The organism is Naasia lichenicola (genome assembly GCF_004801885.1).
Lineage (GTDB): Bacteria > Actinomycetota > Actinomycetes > Actinomycetales > Microbacteriaceae > Naasia > Naasia lichenicola.
Window position 1 is genome coordinate 383409 of the sequence record NZ_SSSM01000004.1, and the last position, 21558, is coordinate 404966.

General features: G+C 69.2%; 18 protein-coding genes. 8 read left to right on the forward strand and 10 right to left on the reverse strand.

The genetic code is table 11. The features are described 5' to 3' along the window. Positions 1–33: 33 nt before the first annotated feature. The 4 genes from E6C64_RS09935 to rplJ form a co-directional block, all read right to left on the reverse strand. Positions 34–1353 (reverse strand): ABC transporter substrate-binding protein, encoded by a 1320-nt coding sequence (locus E6C64_RS09935; protein WP_136427336.1) that lies wholly within the window; start codon positions 1351–1353, stop codon positions 34–36. A gap of 179 nt (positions 1354–1532) precedes the next feature. Continuing rightward, entirely contained in the window at positions 1533–2654 is a 1122-nt protein-coding gene (locus E6C64_RS09940; RefSeq protein ID WP_233255550.1) for a LacI family DNA-binding transcriptional regulator, read from the reverse strand. 221 nt (positions 2655–2875) lie between these two features. Beyond that, a complete protein-coding gene (rplL, locus tag E6C64_RS09945) occupies positions 2876–3259 on the reverse strand; it encodes a 50S ribosomal protein L7/L12 (protein WP_136427338.1) in 384 nt (127 codons plus the stop codon). A gap of 96 nt (positions 3260–3355) precedes the next feature. Next, the gene (gene rplJ / locus E6C64_RS09950; protein ID WP_136427339.1) at positions 3356–3871 is read right to left on the reverse strand and encodes a 50S ribosomal protein L10; all 516 of its coding nucleotides are present in this window, start codon (positions 3869–3871) and stop codon (positions 3356–3358) included. A gap of 481 nt (positions 3872–4352) precedes the next feature. Here rplJ and E6C64_RS09955 point away from each other — a divergent pair, with 481 nt between their 5' ends. The 4 genes from E6C64_RS09955 to E6C64_RS09970 all read left to right on the forward strand — a co-directional run bounded on the left by E6C64_RS09955 (position 4353) and on the right by E6C64_RS09970 (position 8018). Continuing rightward, positions 4353–5429, forward strand: coding sequence for an ABC transporter substrate-binding protein (locus E6C64_RS09955; protein WP_136427340.1), 1077 nt, complete (start codon positions 4353–4355; stop codon positions 5427–5429). Positions 5430–5509: 80 nt separating this feature from the next. After that, positions 5510–6334: an ABC transporter ATP-binding protein gene (locus E6C64_RS09960; RefSeq protein WP_136427341.1), complete on the forward strand. Its 825-nt coding sequence runs from the start codon at positions 5510–5512 to the stop codon at positions 6332–6334. Beyond that, complete coding sequence (locus E6C64_RS09965; RefSeq protein ID WP_136427342.1) at positions 6334–7137, forward strand: ABC transporter permease; 804 nt, start codon at positions 6334–6336, stop codon at positions 7135–7137. Before E6C64_RS09960 ends, E6C64_RS09965 begins: the two co-directional genes overlap by 1 nt. Continuing rightward, a complete protein-coding gene (locus E6C64_RS09970; protein ID WP_136427343.1) occupies positions 7137–8018 on the forward strand; it encodes an ABC transporter permease in 882 nt (293 codons plus the stop codon). Before E6C64_RS09965 ends, E6C64_RS09970 begins: the two co-directional genes overlap by 1 nt. A 78-nt stretch (positions 8019–8096) precedes the next feature. On the opposite strand, the gene E6C64_RS09975 is transcribed toward E6C64_RS09970, so the two are convergent. The 5 genes from E6C64_RS09975 to E6C64_RS09995 form a co-directional block, all read right to left on the reverse strand. After that, positions 8097–10916, reverse strand: a complete 2820-nt coding sequence (locus E6C64_RS09975) for a molybdopterin-dependent oxidoreductase (protein WP_136427344.1) — start codon at positions 10914–10916, stop codon at positions 8097–8099. Then, entirely contained in the window at positions 10913–11764 is an 852-nt protein-coding gene (locus E6C64_RS09980; RefSeq protein ID WP_233255551.1) for an FAD binding domain-containing protein, read from the reverse strand. The genes E6C64_RS09975 and E6C64_RS09980 overlap by 4 nt, the downstream gene beginning before the upstream one ends. A 61-nt stretch (positions 11765–11825) precedes the next feature. Then, positions 11826–12830 carry a nucleoside hydrolase gene (locus E6C64_RS09985; protein ID WP_136427345.1) on the reverse strand — a complete coding sequence of 335 codons (1005 nt, stop codon included), beginning with the start codon at positions 12828–12830 and terminating at the stop codon, positions 11826–11828. 2 nt (positions 12831–12832) lie between these two features. Beyond that, positions 12833–14191 carry an 8-oxoguanine deaminase gene (locus E6C64_RS09990; protein WP_136427346.1) on the reverse strand — a complete coding sequence of 453 codons (1359 nt, stop codon included), beginning with the start codon at positions 14189–14191 and terminating at the stop codon, positions 12833–12835. Further along, the gene (locus E6C64_RS09995) at positions 14188–15222 is read right to left on the reverse strand and encodes an adenosine deaminase (protein ID WP_136427543.1); all 1035 of its coding nucleotides are present in this window, start codon (positions 15220–15222) and stop codon (positions 14188–14190) included. The genes E6C64_RS09990 and E6C64_RS09995 overlap by 4 nt, the downstream gene beginning before the upstream one ends. Positions 15223–15767: 545 nt before the next feature. Here E6C64_RS09995 and E6C64_RS10000 point away from each other — a divergent pair. Beyond that, on the forward strand, positions 15768–17069 hold the full coding sequence (locus tag E6C64_RS10000; protein WP_136427347.1) for an amidohydrolase family protein: 1302 nt from the start codon (positions 15768–15770) through the stop codon (positions 17067–17069). A gap of 228 nt (positions 17070–17297) precedes the next feature. Here the strand turns inward: E6C64_RS10000 and E6C64_RS10005 are convergent, their stop codons facing one another. Then, positions 17298–18347 (reverse strand): PDR/VanB family oxidoreductase, encoded by a 1050-nt coding sequence (locus E6C64_RS10005; protein WP_233255552.1) that lies wholly within the window; start codon positions 18345–18347, stop codon positions 17298–17300. A 198-nt stretch (positions 18348–18545) separates the two neighbouring features. Between E6C64_RS10005 and E6C64_RS10010 the strand changes: the two genes are divergently transcribed. Genes E6C64_RS10010 through E6C64_RS10020 form a run of 3 tightly spaced genes read left to right on the forward strand, consistent with a single transcriptional unit; the run spans position 18546 to position 21467 of the window. Beyond that, positions 18546–19844, forward strand: a complete 1299-nt coding sequence (locus tag E6C64_RS10010; RefSeq protein ID WP_136427348.1) for an amidohydrolase family protein — start codon at positions 18546–18548, stop codon at positions 19842–19844. A 7-nt stretch (positions 19845–19851) separates the two neighbouring features. Beyond that, positions 19852–20622 (forward strand): ABC transporter ATP-binding protein, encoded by a 771-nt coding sequence (locus E6C64_RS10015; protein ID WP_136427349.1) that lies wholly within the window; start codon positions 19852–19854, stop codon positions 20620–20622. Continuing rightward, complete coding sequence (locus E6C64_RS10020; protein ID WP_136427350.1) at positions 20619–21467, forward strand: ABC transporter permease; 849 nt, start codon at positions 20619–20621, stop codon at positions 21465–21467. Before E6C64_RS10015 ends, E6C64_RS10020 begins: the two co-directional genes overlap by 4 nt. Positions 21468–21558: the final 91 nt, after the last annotated feature.

Here is a 21558-nt window from a genome sequence, read left to right on the forward strand (position 1 = left end):
CCGGGTTCTCACCCAGCCCCGCCGACTGGCTGACTAGTTGTCGTAGCCGGCCTGGATGTCACTGAGCACGGTGTCCGTGTCCTTGCCGTCGATCCAGCTGACCATGCCCTTCCAAAAGGAGCCGGCACCGACGGTGGACGGCATCAGGTCGGATCCGTCGAAGCGGACCGTCGTGTTCGGGTCTTGGAGCAGCTTCATGGCGTCCTGCAGCAGCGGGCTGGATGCCTTGGAGGGGTCGGCGTTCAGGTTGGCCGAGATGACTCCACCCAGGCCGACACGGATGTCGGCGAACTCGGGAGTCGCCATGTAGGCGGTGGCCTTCTGGACGGCCTCGGAGTCGCTGAACGGCGTCACGAACTCGCCGCCGACCTCGATGTTGGCCGCATCCGCCTCGATGCCCGGAAGCACGAAGCCGTAGACGTCACCATCGGGGCCGACCGTGGGGGTCGCTCCGGCGGCGGTCTTCACGTCGAGGAAGTTCGCCGAGAGGAAGGACGCCTGGTGGGTCAGCGCGCAGCTGCCGTCGGCGACCTTCGCCGCGACGTCACCGAACGCGGTGGAGTTGATGCTCTTGACATCGCCGTAACCGGCATTCACGTACGCCGGGTTCTTCAGGATCTCTCCGACCGCGTCGAAGGCCTCCTTGATCTCGGGGTCGGTGAACTTCACGTCGCCGGCGACCCACTGGTCGTAGACGTCGGGGCCGGACTGGCGGAGCACGAGGTCCTCGATCCAGTCGGTTCCGGGCCAGCCGGATGCCGCGTCGGACGCGAAGCCCGCGCACCAGGGCGCGGTTCCGGTCTTCTCCTGGATGGTCTTGGTCAGGTCGAGGACTTCCTGGAAGGTCGTGGGAACGCTGACCCCCCACTCCTTGAACGCGGCGGGCGAGTACCAGACGTAGCCCTTGATGTTCGCGAGCATCGGAGCCGCGTAGAACTTGCCGTCGAACGTGCCGTACTTCTTCCAGTCCGGCGACCAGTTCTTGTCGACGTTGGCCTCGGTCTCCTCGCCGGCCTCCTTGACCTCGCCGGTGTCGACGAGGGTCTTGAGCAGACCGGGCTGGGGAACGATGGCGATGTCGGGGGCCGAACCACCGGACACCTTGGTGACGATGTTGCCTTCGAAGCTCTTGTCACCGGTGTAGACGACCTTGATGCCGGTGTCCTTGGTGAACTGCTCGAAGCTCTTGTTGAGCGCGTCGGCCTCGCCGCCGGTGATGCCGCCCGAGATGCGGACGGTCTGGTCACCGGTGGAACCGGTGTCCTCGGCCTCGGCGCAGCCCGCGAGGGCCAGTCCGGCGACGGCCAGGATCGCTAGGGGTGCTGTGTAACGGCGGCGCAGGGGTGACCGCATGTTTCCTCCTCGTTGAGAGCGTTCCCATCGCGAACTGGTCTTCGTCGACCCAATTCGATTTGGGGATGCGGATGGACATCCGCTTGGTGCGTGCTGTGGACGCGCGGCCCACGCTCTCACAGAGCGGTGCACTCGTGCAAGAGGGCTCGCGGCCGGACGGCGGCGGCGGGACGTGCACCTCAGATCGGGGGCGCCCCGCCGGCCCTGTGCATCGCTCCGACCGGCTGCGCGACGGACTCCCGTTCGATGATGTGGGAGGCCATCCGGGTCGGCCCCGGCTCGCCGGGCATTGCGTCAGATCTCTCCAGCATCATCGTCGCAGCGTCGACCGCCCAGCGTCCCATCTCGTAGTGCGGCAGCGCCACCGTCGTCAGTCCTGGAGCGAGGTTGTCCGCGATGAGCTCGAGGTTGTCCACCCCGACGACCGAGAGATCGCGCGGGATCCGGAGGTCGAACAGCGCGGCCGCCTGGTAGACGCCCATAGCCAACTGGTCGTTGAAGCAGAAGACCGCGGTGGGCCGTGCGCCGCGCTCGAGGAAGGATGCGAAAGCCACGCGGGCGATCCCCGTCGCGGCCGCGCCGCGCTCGACGCTCGCTCGCACGATGAGGCGCTCATCGATGCCGATCCCCGCACGCTGGATGGCCCGCCGGTAGCCGGCGAGCCGGCCGCGCATCGCGGGGGTGTCCTCTGCGACGGTGAGGTGGGCGATCGATCGATGCCCGTCTCGGATGAGCAGCTCGACGGCTGCCTCGGCGATGGCCTCCTCGTCCGGCACCACGGCCGGCGCCGCGACGGCGGGATCGAACGCGTTGACGAGGACGGTGGGGATCTGGTGCAGCAGGGCGGGCAGCTCGATCTGCTGGTGGTACATCTTCGCGTAGATGACGGCGTCGACCTGATGGGCCAGGAGGGCTTCGATCTGATCCCGCTCGACCAGGACGTCGCGGTTCGAGTTGACGACCATCAGGAGCATGCCGCGCTGGGCGGCGGCGGACTGCGCGCCGAGCACGAGCCGGCCCGCGAAGGGCGTGGTGGCGATCTCGTCGCTCACGAATCCGATGATGCCCGACCGCTGACGGCGCAGCGCGCTGGCGATCCGGTTGGGCGCATAGCTCAGCTCGGCCGCGACCCGGAGGACCTTCGCGCGCGTCTCAGCGCTGACCTGGCCCTGTCCGCTCATCGCGTGCGACACGGTGGTGACGGACACACCGGCGGCCTTCGCGACATCCGAGATGCCGTTCCGTTTCGCCGCTCGTCCTCGAGCCGGGGTGGTGTCCCGCACGCGGGTCAGTGTATCCACGACGATCCTGCCGAGCTGGCTCGTCGCATATATGCCCGAAAACGCATGAATGGGTCCGTCACCCATGGTGACGGACCCATTCAGGTCTCAACGCCGCAGATGCGACGCCGAAGAGTCGATGCCGCCGAGAGGCGGCGGCGACTATGGTTCGAGACAGCGGCGCAAGCATGCGCCGCCCCTCACCATGGCTGGGCCGAGTCGCTGGCGCGACCCGGCGCAGCTCACTTGAGGGTGACGGTCGCGCCGGCAGCCTCGAGCTGAGCCTTGGCCTTCTCGGCGGTCTCCTTGTTGGCGCCCTCGAGGACGGCCTTGGGAGCACCATCGACGAGTGCCTTCGCCTCACCGAGGCCGAGGCTGGTGAGGGCGCGCACCTCCTTGATGACCTGGATCTTCTTGTCACCGGCGGCCTCGAGGACGACGTCGAAGGAATCCTTCTCCTCGACCTCTTCCACCGGCGCGGCCGTGCCACCGGCAGCGGCTGCCGCGACGGGCGCGGCGGCGGTGACCTCGAAGACCTCTTCGAACTTCTTGACGAACTCGCTCAGTTCGATGAGCGTGAGCTCCTTGAATGCATCGAGCAGCTCGTCGGTCGACAGCTTGGCCATCGTTGACTCCTTTACGTCTTCATGTACAGCTAGTTGGTGGTGCGGGTTGTACTGCTGCGGTCTGGCGCGGCCGGTCCTGGATCAGGGCCGATCGGATCAGGCTGCGGACTCTTGCTTCTCGCGCAGTGCGTCGACGGTGCGAACCGCCTGCGACAGCGGCGCGTTGATCGTGTAAGCGGCTCGGAACAGCGTGGCCTTGAAGGCACCCGCCGCCTTGGCGAGGAGCACCTCCCGAGACTCGAGGTCCGCGAGCTTTCCGACCTCGGCAGCGCTCAGCGGAGCGCCGTCGAAGTAGCCGCTCTTCACGACGAGCAGAGGATTCGTCTTGGCGAAGTCACGAAGAGCCTTAGCGACGGCGACGGTGTCTCCGTGCACGAAGGCGATGGCGGAGGGGCCGGCGAGCTCCTCGTCGAACGACGAGATTCCTGCCTGGTTCGCCGCGATCTTGGTCAGCGTGTTCTTCACCACGGCGTAGGTGGCGTGCTCACCGATGTTCGTGCGCAGCTGCTTGAGCTGTGCCACCGTGAGCCCGCGGTACTCGGTCAGCAGGCTGGCGTTCGAGTCGCGGAACTTGTCCGCGAGCTCGGTGACCGATGCTTCCTTCGTCGCCATGGATCTCCTTAGTTGTCGTGCCGACCGCACGACCCGCTTGCGCGAGCACACCTGGAGAAACACGAGAAGCTCCGGCGCAAGCGCACGGAGCTTCGGCATCCCGGCTCGGAACGAGCACATGGACGAGTCACTTCACACACCTGCGCAGGCTCTCGTCTCCGAGATTTGAGGCGACATGTCCGGGTATTGATTCCGGGCACGCCGACCACCGGCGGTCTTTGGCTTCGTCAAGAGTACGTCATGGGGCGCGATCCCGCCAACTCCACCCATCGCCACCTCGCGATCAGCCCATCCGTTACCAACTCCTTAGCCACCTGTTACACGGGGGAAACACGCTGACCCGTCGGCGAAACCTGGGCGCCATAGCCTCGCTAGGTCACACCCCCCCGGTTGCGGGTCGCTCGCAGCCCGTCGGCCGCGCGCGTCGACGGATCCGGCCCGCATCATCGAACCGCATCTCACGAGTGGAGTCCCCATCACCATGAAGACCCGTGCATTCCCGGCCAAGGCGGTGCGCAGGGCGACCGCCGTCCTTCTCGCGACCGCGGCCGCCATCTCCCTCGCCGCCTGCTCCTCGGGCGGCGACAGCGCCGCCTCCGGCGACGGCGAGGCCGCCGACTTCGGCGACCTGAGCGTCCAGCTCTCCTGGATCAAGAACGAGGAGTTCTCGGGCGAGTTCTTCGCCGACTCGAAGGGCTACTACACCGACGCCGGCTTCTCCTCCGTCACCCTGACGGCCGGCCCATCCACCGGAACGGCGGAGCTGCTCTCGAACAGCGCCGATGTCGCGCTGAGCGACGCCGTCTCCGTCGGCACCGTCGTCGCCAACGAGGACGCGCCCCTGAAGATCATCGGCACCACGTACCAGAAGAACCCCTTCACCATCCTGTCGCTGGCGGACGGCGGCAACATCGCCACCCCCGAGGACATGATCGGCAAGAAGATCGGCGTCCAGGCCTCCAACACCTCGCTGTTCCAGGCGCTGCTCGCGGCCAACGACATCGACGAGAGCCAGGTCACGGTCGTCCCCGTCGAATACGACCCGTCCGTGCTGGTGAACGGCGACGTCGACGGCTTCGTCGCGTACCTGACCAACGAGGCGATCACCGTGGCCGCGCAGGGCAACGAGGTCACCAACCTGCCGTTCGCCGACAACGGCCTGCCGTTCGTGGCGGAGACCGTCACGGTCACCGACCAGTCCATCGCCGAGAACCGCGAGGCTCTGAAGGCGTTCCTGCTCGCGGAGATCAAGGGCTGGACCGACGCGGTGAACGACCCAGAGGCCGGCGCCCAGCTCGCCCTGACCGACTACGGGAAGGACCTCGGACTCGACGAGACCAACTCGATCGCCGGCGCCACGGCGCAGGCCGAGGACCTCGTCGTCTCGGACGACACAGTGGCCAACGGCCTGTTCACGATCACGGACACCCTGCAGCAGGAGACAGTGGACAGCCTCGCCAAGGCGGGGATCGACGTGAGCGTCGACGACCTGTTCGACATGTCGCTCCTCGACGAGGTCTACAAGGAGAACCCGGACCTCGTCGCCTACGCGAAGTAGTCCTCATGTCGGTCGGCCGATCGCATCCGCATCGGCCGACCCGACATCCCACCCGCTCAGCAGTTCAAGGAGATCCCCTCATGACTGACGTGGCAGTTTCCGACACCGCGGCCACAGCACTCGGCACCGGTGTGCAGATCAGCGATCTGAAGAAGGAGTTCAAGATGGGCTCCCGCAGCGTCATGGCGCTGCAGGACACCACCCTGCACACGGATCAGGGGACCTTTCTCGCGCTGCTCGGCCCGTCGGGCTGCGGCAAGTCCACCATCCTGCGGATCCTCGCCGGCCTCGAAGAGCCGACCTCGGGCACGACCCGGGTCGACGGCAAGAGCCCCAAGGAGCTGCGCCGCAACAACGAGCTCGGCATCGCCTTCCAGGATCACGCACTGCTGCCGTGGCGCAGCGTGATCTCCAACATCCGCCTTCCGTTCGAGATCGCCGGCAAGAAGGTCGACACCGCCTACGTCGACGAGCTCATCGACCTCGTGGGGCTCCGCGGCTTCGAGAAGGCCAAGCCCGCCCAGCTCTCCGGCGGCATGCGCCAGCGCGTCTCCATCGCCCGCTCCCTGGTGATGAAGCCGTCGGTGCTGCTGCTCGACGAGCCGTTCGGCGCGCTCGACGACATGACCCGGCAGAAGCTCAACCTCGAGCTGCTGCGGATCTGGACCGAGAAGCCCGCGACGACCCTCCTGGTCACCCACGGTATCTCCGAGGCCATCTTCCTGTCGGACCAGGTCGCGGTGATGAGCCCGCGCCCCGGCCGGATCAAGGAGATCATCGACATCGACCTGCCCCGTCCTCGACACCCGGACATGCAGCGCACGCCCGAGTTCCATGCGTACGTGGATCAGGCGTCCGAGCTGCTCTTCGGGCTCGGCGGCGCCGCTGCGGACGACGACCACTGATGAGGACGGTCAGGCTCCCGTCCTGGGCGATCGGCATCCTCGGCGTCATCGGCGTGATCGCCATCTGGTGGATCCTCGCAGCGACGGTCTTCGCTCCCGCGGCCGGCTCGAAGTTCTCCAGCGTCCCGACCCCGCCCCAGGTCGTTGCGACCTGGGTCTCCGACGGCTTCTCCTTCTACTGGACGAACTTCTCCGTCACCCTCGCCGAAGCCGGCATCGGCTACGTCTTCGGCAACCTGGCGGCGCTGATCCTCTCGGCGCTCGTCCTCGTGGTGCCCCGCCTCGAGGGCGTCGTGATGCAGATCGCCGTCGTCACCTACTGCGTGCCGATCGTCGCCATCGGGCCGCTGCTCATCCTCATCCTCGGCGGCGCGAAGACGCAGGGCGCGACCTCGGCGACAGCGGTCTTCCTCGCGGGGCTGTCGGTGTTCTTCACCACGGTCGTCGGCTCCATCCTCGGCTTCAAGGCCGCGGACCGCGCCTCGCTCGACGTGGTCACCGTCTACGGCGGCAGCAAGTTCACCCAGCTGCGCAAGGTCCGCCTCATCGCGGCGCTGCCGAACATCCTCAACTCGCTGCAGATCGCGGTGCCCGCCGCCTTCCTCGGGGCCGTGCTCGGCGAGTACTTCGGCAAGATCGAGCAGGGCGTCGGCCCCATCTTCGTCGCAGCCCAAGTCACCCTCAACTCCCCGCGAGTCTGGGCGCTGTTCCTGCTCTGCGCGGCCGTCGCCCTCGCCGGATACGCCCTCGTCGGGCTCATCGCCCGCTTCGCCGCACCATGGACACGAGGAAGGAGCGCCTGATGTCCTCTCTCGCCACCAGCACCCAGACCCAGGTCATCGCGGTCCAGGACCTTCGCGCGCAGGTGCGCTCCGCCGCCACCAAGGCGCTGCTGAGGTCACTGGGCAAGAGCGCCCTGATCGGGCTGTCGACCTTCGCGATCGTGCTGATCATCTGGGTGGCCGTGCTCACCTTCTCGGGCGTCTCCCCCTACGTCGCCAAGGGCCCGATCGACGTCTGGAACTTCCTCTTCACGGATGAGGATGCGGTCGCGAACCGCGCCGAGATCGGGGCGAACCTCGCCGTGACCATGCGGCACTCGGTCATCGGCTTCGCCGCGGGACTGGCCGTCGCGATCATCGGGGCGATCCTGTTCCGGCTCAACAGGGGCATCGAGAGCGCGCTCATGCCGGGCGCGCTGCTGCTGCGTTCGGTGCCCCTGATCGCGCTGGCCCCCGTCATCATCCTCATCGTCGGGCTCGGCACCGATGCGTCCGTCGCGGTGATCGGTGGCATCGTGGTGCTCTTCCCCGCGCTGGTGACGATCGCCTTCGGCCTCAACTCCGCCTCGGCGCAGATGCTCGATGTCGTCAGCGTCTACGGCGGCAGCACACTCACCGCGATCCGCAAGGTCGCTCTGCCGGGCGCGCTTCCGTCGCTGTTCGCCGCCATCCGCGTATCGGTGCCGGGCGCCATCACCGGCGCCCTGCTGGCCGAGTACCTCTCGACGGGCGACGGGATTGGCCGCGCGGCCGCGACGTACGGCACCCAGGCGAAGTTCCCCGATCTGTGGGCCTCCGTTGTGGTGGTGACGTTCATCTCGCTGATCATCTACACGGTGGTCCAGCTCATCGAGACGATCGCCCTCACCCGGATGGGCATGAACCCCGACCGCAAGGCCTGATCCGGTCCGACCTCTTCATCGAGATGCCACTTTCCGTCCCTATTCGCGACGCTAAGGGACGGAAAGTGGCATCTCGATTCAGGGGTTGAGGAGGCGCCAGATGCGGTCGCGGCTGAAGGGCTGCTCGTAGGGGCGGACTCCGATCGCCCGGCGGATGGCATTGCCGAGTGCCGGTGCGACCGGGTTGTACGGCGACTCGCTCATCGACTTGGCGCCGAGCGGTCCGAGGTCGTCGCTGGTCTCGGCGAAGTAGACCTCGGTGACCGGGATGTCGGCCATCTGGGGCACCCGGTAGGTGCGGAAGACGGGGTTGAGGATGCCGCCCTCCCCGTCGAGCATGACCTCCTCGTACAGCGCACCGCCGATCCCCTGGGCGACGCCACCCTCCACCTGGCCGCGGCACTGCTCGGGGTTCAGCACAGTGCCTGCGTCGGCGGACTGTACGGACTGGAGGATGCGCACCTGGCCGGTCAGGACGTTGACCGCCACCCGGAAGGCCTGCACGTTGAAGGCGAGGGAGCGCACGTCGCCGAACTCGCTGCCGGCGGCCGTCACGCCATCGCCGCTCCGGTGCGGCGCGGGCACGGCGGCGATGAGCTCGGGGAAGCCGATCAGGCGATTGTCGGCGACGACGCCGCTCGGCCCGAGCTCGCATTCATCCAGCGCCGCACCGCTGATCGCGACGGCTGCCTCGAGAATCACCCCCCGCAGGGCGAGCGAGGCCGAATACAGCGCCTTTCCGGCGACCGTGGTGCCCGCCGAGGCGAAGGCGCCGGTGTCGTAGGCGGCCGCATCGGTGTCCGACTGGCGGATGCGGATGCGATCCGTCGTCGTGCCGAGCGCGGTCGACGAGAGCTGCGCATGCACGGTCGTCGTCCCGTTGCCGAACTCGCTCGTGCCGACTCCGACGTCGTACATCCCGTCGGGGCGCAGCGTGACGTGCACCCGGGAGATGTGGCCGCGGGGCGCCATGGTCGCGATCATCGCGGCCGCCATCCCCTCCCCCACCTTCCAGTGATCGCCCGCGGGCGCCTCGACGCCGTTGCCGCGGCGCAGCGCGTCCTGAGCGAGATCGAGGCACTGGTCGAGCCCGTAGCTGCCCCAGACGACGTCCGCCTCGGCATGACCGTGTCCGGCGAGCACGGGATCGCTGGGGGTGACCGCGTTGATACGCCGCAGCTCGAACGGATCGATGCCCAGCCGGATGGCCAGCTCGTCCATCGCCGACTCCACGCCGAGGATCACCTGGCCGAGCCCGTAGCCGCGGAACGCGCCCGACGGCACGTTGTTCGTGTAGACCGCCTCCGCGTCGACGCGCTTGACGGGAGAGTTGTAGAGGCTCATCGACTCGGCGCAGCCGTGGAACATCACGCCGCGCGAGTGGTTGCCGTAGGCGCCGGTGTCGCTCAGCACGTCGACCTTCATGGCGGTGAGCCGACCGCGTGCATCGGCGCCGAGGTCGACCGTCACGCGCATGGGGTGCCGGACGCTGGTGCGCACGAACTCGTCGTTGCGACTCAGCTCGTAGGCGACCGGGCGGCCGAGCCGGAGCACGGCCAGGGCGACGAGATCCTCCGAGAAGATCTCCTGCTTGCCGCCGAAGCCGCCCCCGACCCGAGCGGTGAACACGCGCATCGCCGACTGCTCGAGGCCGAACAGGTGGCAGAGCTCGTCGCGGACGAGGAACGGCACCTGCGAGGAGGTGCGGATCACCAGCCGGCCCGTCTCATCCACCCAGCCGACGGAGCCGTGCGTCTCGAGCTGGGCATGCGAGATGCGTTGCGTCTGCCAGCTGCCGCTCACCGTGACGGCGGAATCCCGGAGCGCCGACTCGATGTCACCGAAGCCCTCGTGCATGGCGGCGATCACGTTGCGGTCGGCGTGATCGACGCGGTCCGCGGGCGTGCGATCGGGGTGGATGAGCGGGGCGCCGGGGGCCCGCGCCTCCTCCGGATCGAAGACGGCGGGCAGGATCTCCCAGTCGATTTCGATGAGCCGACAGGCCTCTTCGGCGATGGCAGCGGTGCGGGCGACGACCGCGGCGACGCGCTGGCCGCGAAACCGGGCGATCGTGTCGAGCATCAGGGTGTCGTCGGGATCATCGCCGCGGTGCTCGTGCCGGGCGGTCGAATACAGGGTCTTAGGCACGTCGGCAGCGGTCAGGACGAGCTCCACGCCGTCCAGCGCCTCGGCCGCGGAGGTGTCGATGGACAGGATCCGGGCGTGGGCGTGCGGGCTGCCCAGCACGCGGAGGGTGAGAGCCCCGTCCACGGGTTCGTCGAAGGTGTACGGCTCGGAGCCGGTGACAACCCGCTTCGCGGCCGGCGGATGGATCGAGCGTCCGGCGGTCGGCTCGGCGGGTGCGTGGCCGGACGTCTCCGGCTCGTGGACGGGCGAGTGCACCGGCGACGGACGGTCGTCGAGTCCGGTGGAGCCGAGATTGACGGCTCGGCCGGGGCGTGCGCTCTCCGAGACTCCGGCCGCGATGGACTCGGTCACTGAGCGGTACCCCGTGCAGCGGCAGAGGTTCCCCTTCATCAGCCGCGGCAGGTCGTCGAGCGACTCCTCATCGAGCGTCGAGGCGGTGACGATCATCCCGGCCGTGCAGAATCCGCACTGGAAGCCGAAGTGCTCGACGAACGCCTCCTGCATCGGATGCAGGTCGTCGGGTGTGCCGAGTCCGAGGACGGTGGTGACCTCGCGGCCGTCCATCCGCTGGGCGGGGTAGATGCAGGAGTGGATCGGCTCGCCGTCGAGGATCACGGCGCACGCGCCGCAGTCGCCGGCGTCGCAGCCCTTCTTGACCTCGGTGTGCCCCGTCTCGCGGAGCAGGGTGCGCAGGGCCTGGCCGGCACGGGGCTCGGCCTCGACGGGAGCGCCGTTGACGGTGAACCTCATCGCGGCACCTCTTCTGCGACGGCGAGCTCGCTGCGGATCTCCTCCAGCAGGACGCCGCTGACGCCGCGTCGCCAGTCCGCGGTGCCGAGCGGGTCGTCGTAGTACCCGACGGCGGCGTCCGAATCGGCCTGGAGCCGCGCGGCGGACGGGAGGATCGGATAGCGGAGGACATTCGGCGTCAGTGTCGCTGCGGTGATCGAGAAGACAGCCGATCCGTCCTCGTCCACGCGGCCGGTGAGCACCGCACCGGAGCGGCCGAGCTCGGCGAGCGCGATCTTGCGGAACCCGGTGTGGGCGCGGAGGGCGTGCTCCGGGATGTCGATCCAGCGCAGCACCTCGCCGTCCGCGAGGTTGTTGGTGCTGTTGCCGGTCATGAGGTCCGCGACCGGCACTGTGTAGTCGGTGCCGTCAGGGGTCCAGATCAGGGCCGTGGCGTCGAGTGCGGCGCAGAGCGAGGTCATCGATCCGGCGCTGAAGGACTGGCAGACGTTGCCGCCGACGGTCGCCACGTTCCAGATCTTGAACGAGGCCAGCAAGGCGGTGGCCGCCTGGAAGAACAGCGGATGGGCGCGCCATCCCTCCCGCTCGGGCAGCTTCGACAGCTCGGCGATCGTGCAGGTGGCGCCTATCCGCAGGCCCCCGCCGTCCGGGTACTCGATCGCCGGCCAGCCCATGGAGGTGAGGTCGACGAGCCCCGTGGTCGTCACCTGGGGCTCCGAGTACAGCCAGGTCCCGCCCCCGAGGATCCTCTCCCCCGGCGCGAGGCGGAGGTCCTCCCGCGACCGCGCCGCCCGATACGAGCTGACGGTGTTCAGATCCACCCGCCCGCCCTCCCATCGAGATGCCACTTTCCGTCCCTCAAACACGCGGATAGGGACGGAAAGTGGCATTTCGATTGACAGTGCTGGGTCATGGCAGGGCCAGGAGGCGGGTGATCAGGGTCGGGCCGAAGGGCTTGGCGACCTCCAGGACGACGGTGCAGTGCGCGTCCGGGCGCTCGGGGTAGTCGCGGAAGCGGCCGCGCAGGTCGCAGACGGTGCGGCCCCGGTCGGGGCCGTCGGTCGTGTCCACCGTCGCGGGCACGACGGGGGCGAGAGTCGCGATCGCTTCCCCCGTGGCGATCGCGACTGCCAGCGGATCGTGCAGAGCGGCGCAGCGCTCGCCGAAGATCTCGACGTGGAAGTCGAAGTAGAGCTCCAGCATCCGTCCGATGGCCTGCGCGCACAGACTGTCGGAGCTCGTCAGGCGCCACTGCTCCTCGAGCGCGATGGTGTGGCCGAGGGTGACGTCGAGGCCGACCATGGTCAGCGGCCACGGCGCGTGGAAGACGGCCTGCGCGGCCTCGGGGTCGTGCCCGATGTTCGCCTCGGCCGCCGCCGACAGGTTGCCGGGCACCATCGCTGCGCCGCCCATGATCGTGACGCGGCGGATAAGCGATGCCAGCTCCGCGTCACGCTGCAGGGCGATCGCGAGATTGGTCATCGGTCCGACGGCGATGATCTCCAGCTCGCCCGGATACTCATAGGCGAGGGAGATCAGCAGATCGGCGGCATCGCCCTCGACCGGCTCTCCCCCGCGCGGCAGGTCGATGTCGCCGACCCCGTTGCGGCCGTGGATGTGTGGCACTCCGCCGGCGTACTGCGTGGTGAGGAAGGCTCTCGCCCCGATGGCGACGGGGATGTCCGGCTGCTGCGCGAGGGCGAGCAGATCGAGGGTGTTCCGGGCCGCCTGATCCGCATCGATGTTGCCACTGACCGTGCCGATCCCGACGACATCGACGTCGGATGAGACGAGGAGCAGCAGCGCCATCGAGTCGTCGATGCCCGTGTCGCAGTCGAAGTAGACCGGACGGCCGTGCACGATCTCGACGGATGAGCCCGATGCCGATTCTGATCCCGATGCTGAAGCTGCCATGCTCACACCCCGCCAGCCAGCTCGGCCGCCGCGGTCGCGCCGGCGCGGGCGAGCTCGCGGGAGTCGACCCGGGTCAGCTCGCCCTGTCGGACCACGGCCTCGCCGCCCACGAGCAGCAGTTCGAGCGGAGGCTGCGCTCCGAGAGTCAGGGCGGCCACCGGGTCGGCGATGCCGGCAAACTCCACCGTATCGATCCGCCAGACCGCGATGTCGGCGAGCTTGCCGACCTCGAGCGAGCCCAGATCGGCATCCCGACCGAGCACGCGGGCGCCGCCGAGCGTCGCGATGCGCAGGGCGTCCCGCCCGCTCATCCGATCCGCTCCGGAGCCGAGCCGGTTCATCAGGACCGCGTTGCGCAGCTCGGTGCCGAGCTGGCCCGATTCGTTGGATGCGGCGCCGTCGACGCCGAGGCCCACCTTGACCCCAGCGGCGAGCAGCGCGGGCACCGGGGCGATGCCGGCCGCGAGCCGGGCGTTGGAGGACGGGCAGTGCGCGACGCCGGTGCCGGTGGCTGCGAACTTGGCGATGTCCCGCTCGCTGAGATGCACGCAGTGCGCCATCCAGACGTCGTCGCCGAGCCAGCCGAGCCCCTCGAGGTAGTCGGTCGGTCCCGCGCCGAACTTCTCGATGCAGAACGCCTCCTCCTCGACGGTCTCGGAGCCGTGGGTGTGCAGGCGCACGCCGAGTTCGCGTGCGAGCACCGCGGAGTCGCGCAGCAGCTCGCTGGTGACCGAGAACGGCGAGCAGGGGGCGAGAGCAATCTGCACCCGCGCATCACCCGACGGGTCGTGGAACCGCGCGACCGCGTCCGAGCTGGCGGCGAGGATCGCGTCGGCCGTCTCGACGGCGAAGTCGGGCGGCAGACCGCCCTGCGACCGGCCGAGATCCATCGATCCGCGGGTGGCGTGCAGGCGGACCCCGACCCGGCTGGAGGCATCCACGATGCTGCCGAGGATGTCGCCCGAGCCCTGCGGGAAGACGTAGTGATGGTCGCCGACGAGCGTGCAGCCCGATCGGGCGAGCACCGCCATGGCGGCGGCCGATCCGGCGCCCACGAGGTCTGCGTCGATCCGCGACCAGGCCGGGTAGAGCGCGACGAGCCAGTCGAACAGGATGGAGTCCTGAGCCCAGCCGCGGGTGAGCCACTGATAGAGGTGGTGATGGGTGTTGATCAGGCCGGGGGTGATCAGGCAGCCGCGGGAATCCACGATCTCCGCGCCCTCGCGGAGCGGATCGGGTGCGCGACCGGGCCCGAGCGCGGTGATCCGGCCGCCCTCGAACACGAGGTATCCGCCGTCGAACTCGGTCCCCGCTCCGTCGACGGTCGCGAGGTAGCCGCCCTCGAGGATGGTGCGGGTCACGCGCGCTCCTCCGGGCGGCCGCCCGCCGATCGGCCGACGAACGAGGGATCGGTCAGCCAGTCATCGATCGATGCGGCCAGCTCGGCCTTGCGGGAGTCCGAGGCGAAGGAGGCGATCACCGAGTTGCGGGCGAGGGCGGCGAGCGCCGGATCGTCGAATCCGAAGGCGCGCGCGATCGCGACGTAGTTGTCGCCGACGTACCCGCCGAAGTACGCGGGATCGTCGGAGTTGACGGTGACCAGGATGCCCGCCTCGATCATCGCCGGGAGCGGATGGTCGGCGATCTCGTCGACCACCTTCAGCCGGACGTTGGAGAGCGGGCAGACGGTCAGCGGGATCCGCTCGGCGACGAGCCGGGCGACCAGCTCGGGGTCCTCGAGGCTGCGGATGCCGTGATCGATCCGCTCCGCCCTGAGGAGGTCGAGGGTGTCGGTGACGAACGCGGGCGGCCCCTCCTCGCCGGCGTGCGCGACCACGTGCAGCCCCAGATCGCGGGCTCGGGCGTAGACGGCGGTGAACAGCTCGGGGGGATAGCCGACCTCGGTCGAGTCGAGACCGATGCCGAGGATCCGCGATGTCCGGTCGCCCAGGGAGTCGAGGGTCGCCATCGCGGATTCGACCGGCAGGTTGCGCAGGAAGCACAGGATCAGGCCGCCGGTGATGCCGAGCCGCTCTTCGGCATCCTCCAGCGCGGAGGCCAGGCCGTCGATGACCGCCTCGATCGGGACACCCCGCTCGGTGTGCGCCTGCGGATCGAAGAACAGCTCCACATGACGCAGCCCCTGCGCGGCGGCGCGATCCAGATAGGCCTCGGCGAGCGCGCGGAAGTCCGCCTCGGTCTGCAGCACGATCGTGGCGGCGTAGTAGAGATCCAGGAACGACTGCAGATCGCTGAAGGAGTAGCGCGAGCGCAGATCCTCGATATCGGCGAAGGGCAGCGCGATCCCATTCCGCGCGGCGAGCTCGAAGACGAGCTCGGGCTCCAGCGTGCCTTCGATATGCAGGTGCAGCTCGGCCTTGGGCAGCGTCATGATCCGGTCGACGTCGACTCCGTCGGCATCGCCTGCTGTGTCGTCAGCAGTCGCGGTGTCGCTCATCTGCGCTCCCTCCGGCCGCTGGATGTGGATGGCGGCTCCCCCATCGTTGCCGAGTCAGGTTTCGAGCGTGTCACACGCGGCTACGGATCCGGCTTCCTCCTGCGCCGAACTGCCCAGTTCTGCCGCCTGGAACGCTTTATGGGCGGCACAACTGGGCAGTTCGCGCCTGGGGCTCTCGCATCTGCAGGTCGCGTTCGGAGGGCTGCCGGACATCAGGGCACAGGGATGACCGGAGGCTGTGCGGCTCGAGGGGCGGGCGCGTCCGCAGGCGGACCTCCAGAATTCAGGTGGACGTGCGGAATGCAGGTCGTCGTGGGCAATGTGACCGGAGAACGTCGCTTCTTCCTGAATTCGGGATCCTGAATTCAGGACCTGGCGGGGAATTCAGGAGCCGCCGGGCATCCAGATCCTGCGTTCTGCGCCATCTCCTGAATTCAGGAGATGGCGAGGCGCATGAGGGCGGGTGCTATGCAGGAGACATGCTGATCGTGACAGGTGCTGTGTCCGTGCTCGTCGACGAGACGACCGAAGGACCGGCCGATCTGGTCCTGGATGGCGGTCGGGTCGTCGCGGTGACCGCGCCGGGTGGCGGCGCATCGGCCGCCCGCGAGCTGGACCCCGAAGCCGAGCTGCAGACACTCTCCGCGGAGGGCTGCGTCGTCACGGCGGGCCTGGTGAATGCGCATCACCACCTCTTCCAGAGCTCGTTCCGCACTCTGCCCGGCACGCGCGGCGTCGCCATGCGCGACTGGCTGCCGACCATGGCCGCCGCCTATGCCGCCGCGGGCATCGATGCGGAGACGGCCGCGACCGCCGCCAGCATCGGGGTGGCCGAGGGCCTGCTCAGCGGGGTGACGACGGTCGCGGATCACCAGCTGACCTGGCCCGCCGGATCGGATCGACTGGCCGACACCGTGGCGCTGGCCGAAGCGACCGCGGGGGTCGCCCGGCAGCTGGGCAGTCGCGTGGTCTTTGTGCGAGGAAGCGCTCGGGACGATCCGCAGGAGGCCGCGGCGAGCGCGGAGGCGATCGTGGCCGCCCTGCTCCGCGACGCACCGGGCGGGGTGAGCGGCGACGGCATGCTGCAGGTCGCGATCGGTCCGGCGGGCGTGCACAGCGATTCCCGCGAGACCTTCGAGCTGCTCGGCGAGGTCGCCGCCCGGCACGGACTGCGGAGGCGCACGCAGGCCAATGAGCAGGTCGATGTCGAGATCGCGCTCGAGCGCTACGGTCGCCGCCCACTCGATCTGCTCGACGAGTGGGGCTGGCTCGCGCCCGATGTCACGCTCGCGCACCTCTGCGCCGTGACGCCGGAGGAGATCCGACGGCTCGCTGCCGCCGGGATCACCGGAACCCACGCGCCCGGCTGCGATCTGCCGATGGGCTGGGGCATCGCCCCCGTCGCCGCCCTGCGCGACGCGGGCATCGTGGTCGGCCTCGGCACCAGCGGGGGCGGCAGCAACGACGCGGGGCACCTGCTCGCGGATGCCCGGCTCGCCATGCAGGTCGCGCCGCTCGTCGGCCCACCCATCCCCGCGCGCGCGGTGCTCGGCATGGCGACCGAGGGATCCGCCATCGGCCTCGGCCGCCCCGAGCTCGGTCATCTGAGAGTCGGTGCCGCCGCCGATCTGGCGCTCTGGGATGTCACCGGGATCCCGGACGCCGGAGTGGCCGACCCTGTCGCAGGCCTGCTCTGGGCCAACCCGGGCCGCCGTCCGAAGCACGTCCTGGTCGCGGGCGTCGTGGTGGTCCTGGACGGTCAGCTGGTGGCGCTGAGCTAGAAGGTCACCTGACCGCACTCCGTTGGTCGAGTAGGCGCCCCGCGCCGTATCGAGACCCGTTGCCGAACGCAGCCGGTCTCGAGACGCGCCGCAGACGGCGCTCCTCGACCAACGAAGCATGGCTGGGTGGCCACTCGCGGCGTGATGCGTGTCTCGAGACGCGCCGCAGACGGCGCTCCTCGACCAACGAAGCATGGCTGGGTTGCCGCGCTGGGACCCGAGAGGCTCTCAGAGCTCGATGGTGATCCTCGGGCAGTTGGCGCGGGAGACGCAGATCATCATGGCGAAGCTGTCCTCCTGCTCCTCCGGGGACAGCACGGAGTCGCGGTGCTCGATCTCGCCGTCGACGACGGGCACCTCGCAGGTGCCGCAGGTGCCGACCCGACAGCTCGACAGGGCCAGCACGCCGTTCTCCTCGACCACGTCGAGGATGCTCTTGTCCGGCGGCACTGTGACAGTGATCCCGGAGAGCATCAGCTCCACCTCGAAGTCCTCGGTCCAGAGCGGCGGCTCCAGCTCCTTGGCGACGAAGCGCTCGAGGTGCAGAGCTCCGCGCGGCCAGCCGGCGGCCGCTGCCTCCACGGCATCGATCATCCGCTGCGGTCCGCAGCAGTAGATGATCGTGTTCGGATCGGGATCCGCCAGTAGCTCGGCGAACTCCACCCGATCCCCCTCGTCGGCCGGATGGAGCTCGACGGAATCGCCGAAGCGCTCCGACAGCTCGTCGGCGAACGCCATCGAGGACCGCGACCGGCCCGCGTAGACGAGTCGGAACCCGTTGCCGCCGGCCTGCGCCGAGGCGAGCATCGGATAGATGGCCGTGATGCCGATCCCTCCGGCGATGAAGATGTAGCGCTTGCCCGGATAGGGCGCGTACGAGAAATGGTTGCGCGGGCCGCGCACCAGCAGCCGGGTGCCCTCCAGCGCGGTCTCGTGCAGATGGGCCGACACCTCCTGCTCGCGCAGCACCCCGATCCGCCAGCTGCTGCGATCCTTCGGATCGGCGCAGAGCGAGTACTGGCGCTCCCGGCCGTCCGGCAGCACGACGTCGATGTGGGCGCCCGGCGACCAGTTGGGCAGCAGTGCACCGGACGGTGCCACCAGCTCGAGGAGGGCCACCCGATCGGCCGCCTCCTGCCGCGAGCGTACGACCACCTCGATCTCGCCGCCTCCGGTCATGGCGACCTCCCGTCCTGGGCCCTCGGCCTCCCCGGCATCCCACCACGACTTCGCGCCGCGCGCCGAATTGTCCGCCTTCCGATCCTCGACACGGCGCACTCGCACAGGAACGATGCATCAATCGATATGGGCGCGTTACACGCACGAAACGCGGGAAACGTAACGTCGAGTCATCGAGTCATCAAGGTCTTGACGAATCGACACGCACGGCCCCACCTGCTCCACCTGCACGGCTCCAACTCCACAAGCACTGTTGCCACAACGACGCGGCAAAGCCCGAACCCCCAGAGGCTGCCCGTGTCCCATGTCCTCCCCCGCACCGTCGACCTCCTCGGTGGAGCCACGCTCCCCGACGGCCGCGTCGTCGACGTCGCGCTCCAGGACGGCCTCGTCAGCTCCGTGACTCCGGCCGGGGCCATTCCCGTGCCGGTCGGCGCAGAGGTGCTCGACCTCCGCGGCTTCCTGCTGCTGACCGCGCCCGCCGAGCCGCATGCGCACCTGGACAAGGCGCTGTCCTACGACCTCATGCGCCCGCCGCTCGGCGATCTCGACAGCGCGATCCTCTCCTGGCGCGAGTTCGCCGCCGACATGACGGTCGACAGCATCGCCGACCGGGCTCGTGCGGCCGCTCTCCGTCTGCTGGCCAACGGCACGACCGCCATCCGCAGCCACGTCGACGTCCTTCAGGGGAACGAGCCGACCCGGGGCGCCGAGGCGCTCGTCCGGGTCCGCAACGAGCTGGCCGGGCTGATGGACATCGAGCTGGTCGCGCTCGGCGGCTGGCAGTCGCCGGATGAGGCGTTCGAGGCGGTGCTCGACGTGGGCGTCGACCTGATCGGTGGAGCGCCCCACCTGGCCCCCGATCCGATCGCCGACCTCCGCCGGGTGCTCGCGATCGCCGAGCGCCGCGGCGTCGGCGTCGACATCCACACCGACGAGAGCCTGCACGGCGCCGTCACGCTGAGCGAATTCGCCCGCATCGTGCGCGGCTGGGACGTCAACGTCAGCGCGGGGCACTGCGTGCGCCTCGGCACACTCGAGCGAGCCGAACTCGGCGAGGTCATCGCCGACGTTAGAGCGAGCGACATCGGGATCATCTCCCTGCCGATCACCAACCTCTACCTCCAGGGCTGGGACGACCCGGTCGCCACCCCCCGCGGGCTCACCGCCCTCCGCGCGCTGCTCGACGCGGGCGTCCGGGTCGCGGCCGGGGCGGACAACATCCGCGACCCGTTCAACCCCGTCGGCCGCGCGGACGCGCTCGAGACCGCATCGCTGCTCGTGACCGCAGGACACCTCGACTTCGAGGAGTCGATCCACGCCGTCACCGACGGCGCCCGCAGCGTCATGGGCCTCGCACCCGCAGGAGCCTCCGAAGGGTGCGTCGCCGAGTTCCTGGCGATCCGGGCGGATTCCCTCGGCGAGGCCATCGCGTTCGCCTCGGCCGACCGCTACGTCATCCATCGCGGCCAGCTGGTGAGCGAGAGCCAGGTGACCACCCGCACCGCATCGGCCCCGGCCGCAGCGGCACGTCAGGCATCGGTTCCGCAGGCAGCCCCCGCACTCCTCCCCGAATCCGCCACAGCAGGAAGGTGAACCGCGCATGACATTGACCGCCCCCGCCAGGCCGGCGACCGCAACCAAGACGCTGCTCGATTTCAGCAACGTCGCCATGCAGTTCAAGAACGGCACTATCGCGCTGTCCGGAGTCGACCTCGTGGTCAACCGCGGCGAGTTCGTCACCGTCGTCGGCCCGTCCGGCTGCGGCAAGAGCACGCTGCTGCGCATCGCCTCCGGACTCGAGACGGCGTCGGAAGGCACAGCCACCGTCAACACGGACCGGATCGGCTACGTCTTCCAGGATGCGACACTGCTGCCCTGGCGAGACGTGCAGAAGAACGTCGAGCTGCTCGCCGAGCTCAACAAGCAGCCGGGCGCCGCGCGCAGGGCGAAGGCGAAGGAGGCCATCGACCTCGTCGGCCTCAAGGGCTTCGAGAAGAGCCTGCCCAAGGAGCTCTCCGGCGGCATGAAGATGCGCGCGTCGCTCGCCCGCTCGCTGACGCTCGACCCCGAGCTGTTCCTCTTCGACGAGCCGTTCGGCGCGCTCGACGAGATCACCCGCGAGCGCCTCAACGACGAGCTGATCCGCCTCTTCGCGGAGAAGCAGTTCGCCGGGCTGTTCATCACCCACTCCGTCTCCGAGGCCGTCTACATCTCGACGAAGGTCGTCGTGATGTCCGGCCGGCCGGGCAAGATCGTCGACACCTTCGACGTGCCGTTCGACATGCCCCGCGACCCCGAGATCCGCTACACGGGCGAGTTCGCCGAACTCGTCGGCAAGGTATCGCACGCCCTTCGGGAGGGCCACTCATGAGCACCGTCGCCAAAGCCGCCACCACCGGATCGCCCACTCTCGCGATCAGCACCCGCAAGGTCGACGTCAGGAAGTCCGTGCGCCAGGCCGGACCGCCGCTGGCCGTGCTCGCCGGCGTGGTCATCGTCTGGTACATCATCAGCTTCGCGCTCGGCACGAAGAGCTTCCTGCTGCCCGCACCGCACCGCATCTTCACCGAGGGCTTCTTCGACCCCGAGGTCGCCACCGACATCGGCACAGCACTGCTGCGCACGACCGGTGTGGCACTGGCCGGACTGGCGATCGCCATCATCATCGGCATCGCCTGGGCCGTCGCGATGTCGCAGGCCCGCTGGGTGGAGCGCTCGCTGTTCCCCTACGCCGTCATCCTCCAGTGCATCCCGATCCTCGCGCTCGTGCCCCTCATCGGGTTCTGGTTCGGCTTCGAGTTCTTCGCCCGGATGATCGTCTGCGTCATGATCGCGCTCTTCCCGATGGTCTCGAACACCCTGTTCGGCCTCCAGTCGGTGGACAAGTCGCAGCGCGAGCTGTTCCGGCTGCAGGGCGCATCGCGCTTCACCACGCTCACCAAGCTGCAGTTCCCGGCCGCCCTCCCCGCGATCTTCGCGGGAATGCGGATCTCCGCCGGCCTGGCGGTCGTCGGCGCCATCGTCGGCGACTTCTTCTTCCGCCGCGGCCAGCCGGGAATCGGCTCGCTCATCGGCACCTACCAGTCCCGACTGCTCGGCCCCGAGCTGTTCGCATCGATCATCTCGGCGTCCCTGCTCGGCGTCGTGATCTTCGCCCTCTTCGGACTGATCGGCCGCGCAGCGGTCGGCCGCTGGTACGAGCCCGCCGGCTCCTGACGCCCACCCGCCCTCGCTGCCAACCCGCCGGGCCATCCAGGCCCGGCTCCCCGACCCGCTCCATCTCCCTTCGCACCACAGCACCCTTCAC

Coding starts and splice junctions, on each gene's coding strand:
- E6C64_RS09935 (WP_136427336.1), bottom strand. CDS start 1,353: ATGCGGTCACCCCTGCGCCGCCGTTACACAGCACCCCTAGCGATCCTG.
- rplL (WP_136427338.1), bottom strand. CDS start 3,259: ATGGCCAAGCTGTCGACCGACGAGCTGCTCGATGCATTCAAGGAGCTC.
- rplJ (WP_136427339.1), bottom strand. CDS start 3,871: ATGGCGACGAAGGAAGCATCGGTCACCGAGCTCGCGGACAAGTTCCGC.
- E6C64_RS09955 (WP_136427340.1), top strand. CDS start 4,353: ATGAAGACCCGTGCATTCCCGGCCAAGGCGGTGCGCAGGGCGACCGCC.
- E6C64_RS09960 (WP_136427341.1), top strand. CDS start 5,510: ATGACTGACGTGGCAGTTTCCGACACCGCGGCCACAGCACTCGGCACC.
- E6C64_RS09965 (WP_136427342.1), top strand. CDS start 6,334: ATGAGGACGGTCAGGCTCCCGTCCTGGGCGATCGGCATCCTCGGCGTC.
- E6C64_RS09970 (WP_136427343.1), top strand. CDS start 7,137: ATGTCCTCTCTCGCCACCAGCACCCAGACCCAGGTCATCGCGGTCCAG.
- E6C64_RS09975 (WP_136427344.1), bottom strand. CDS start 10,916: ATGAGGTTCACCGTCAACGGCGCTCCCGTCGAGGCCGAGCCCCGTGCC.
- E6C64_RS09985 (WP_136427345.1), bottom strand. CDS start 12,830: ATGGCAGCTTCAGCATCGGGATCAGAATCGGCATCGGGCTCATCCGTC.
- E6C64_RS09995 (WP_136427543.1), bottom strand. CDS start 15,222: ATGACGCTGCCCAAGGCCGAGCTGCACCTGCATATCGAAGGCACGCTG.
- E6C64_RS10000 (WP_136427347.1), top strand. CDS start 15,768: ATGCTGATCGTGACAGGTGCTGTGTCCGTGCTCGTCGACGAGACGACC.
- E6C64_RS10015 (WP_136427349.1), top strand. CDS start 19,852: ATGACATTGACCGCCCCCGCCAGGCCGGCGACCGCAACCAAGACGCTG.
- E6C64_RS10020 (WP_136427350.1), top strand. CDS start 20,619: ATGAGCACCGTCGCCAAAGCCGCCACCACCGGATCGCCCACTCTCGCG.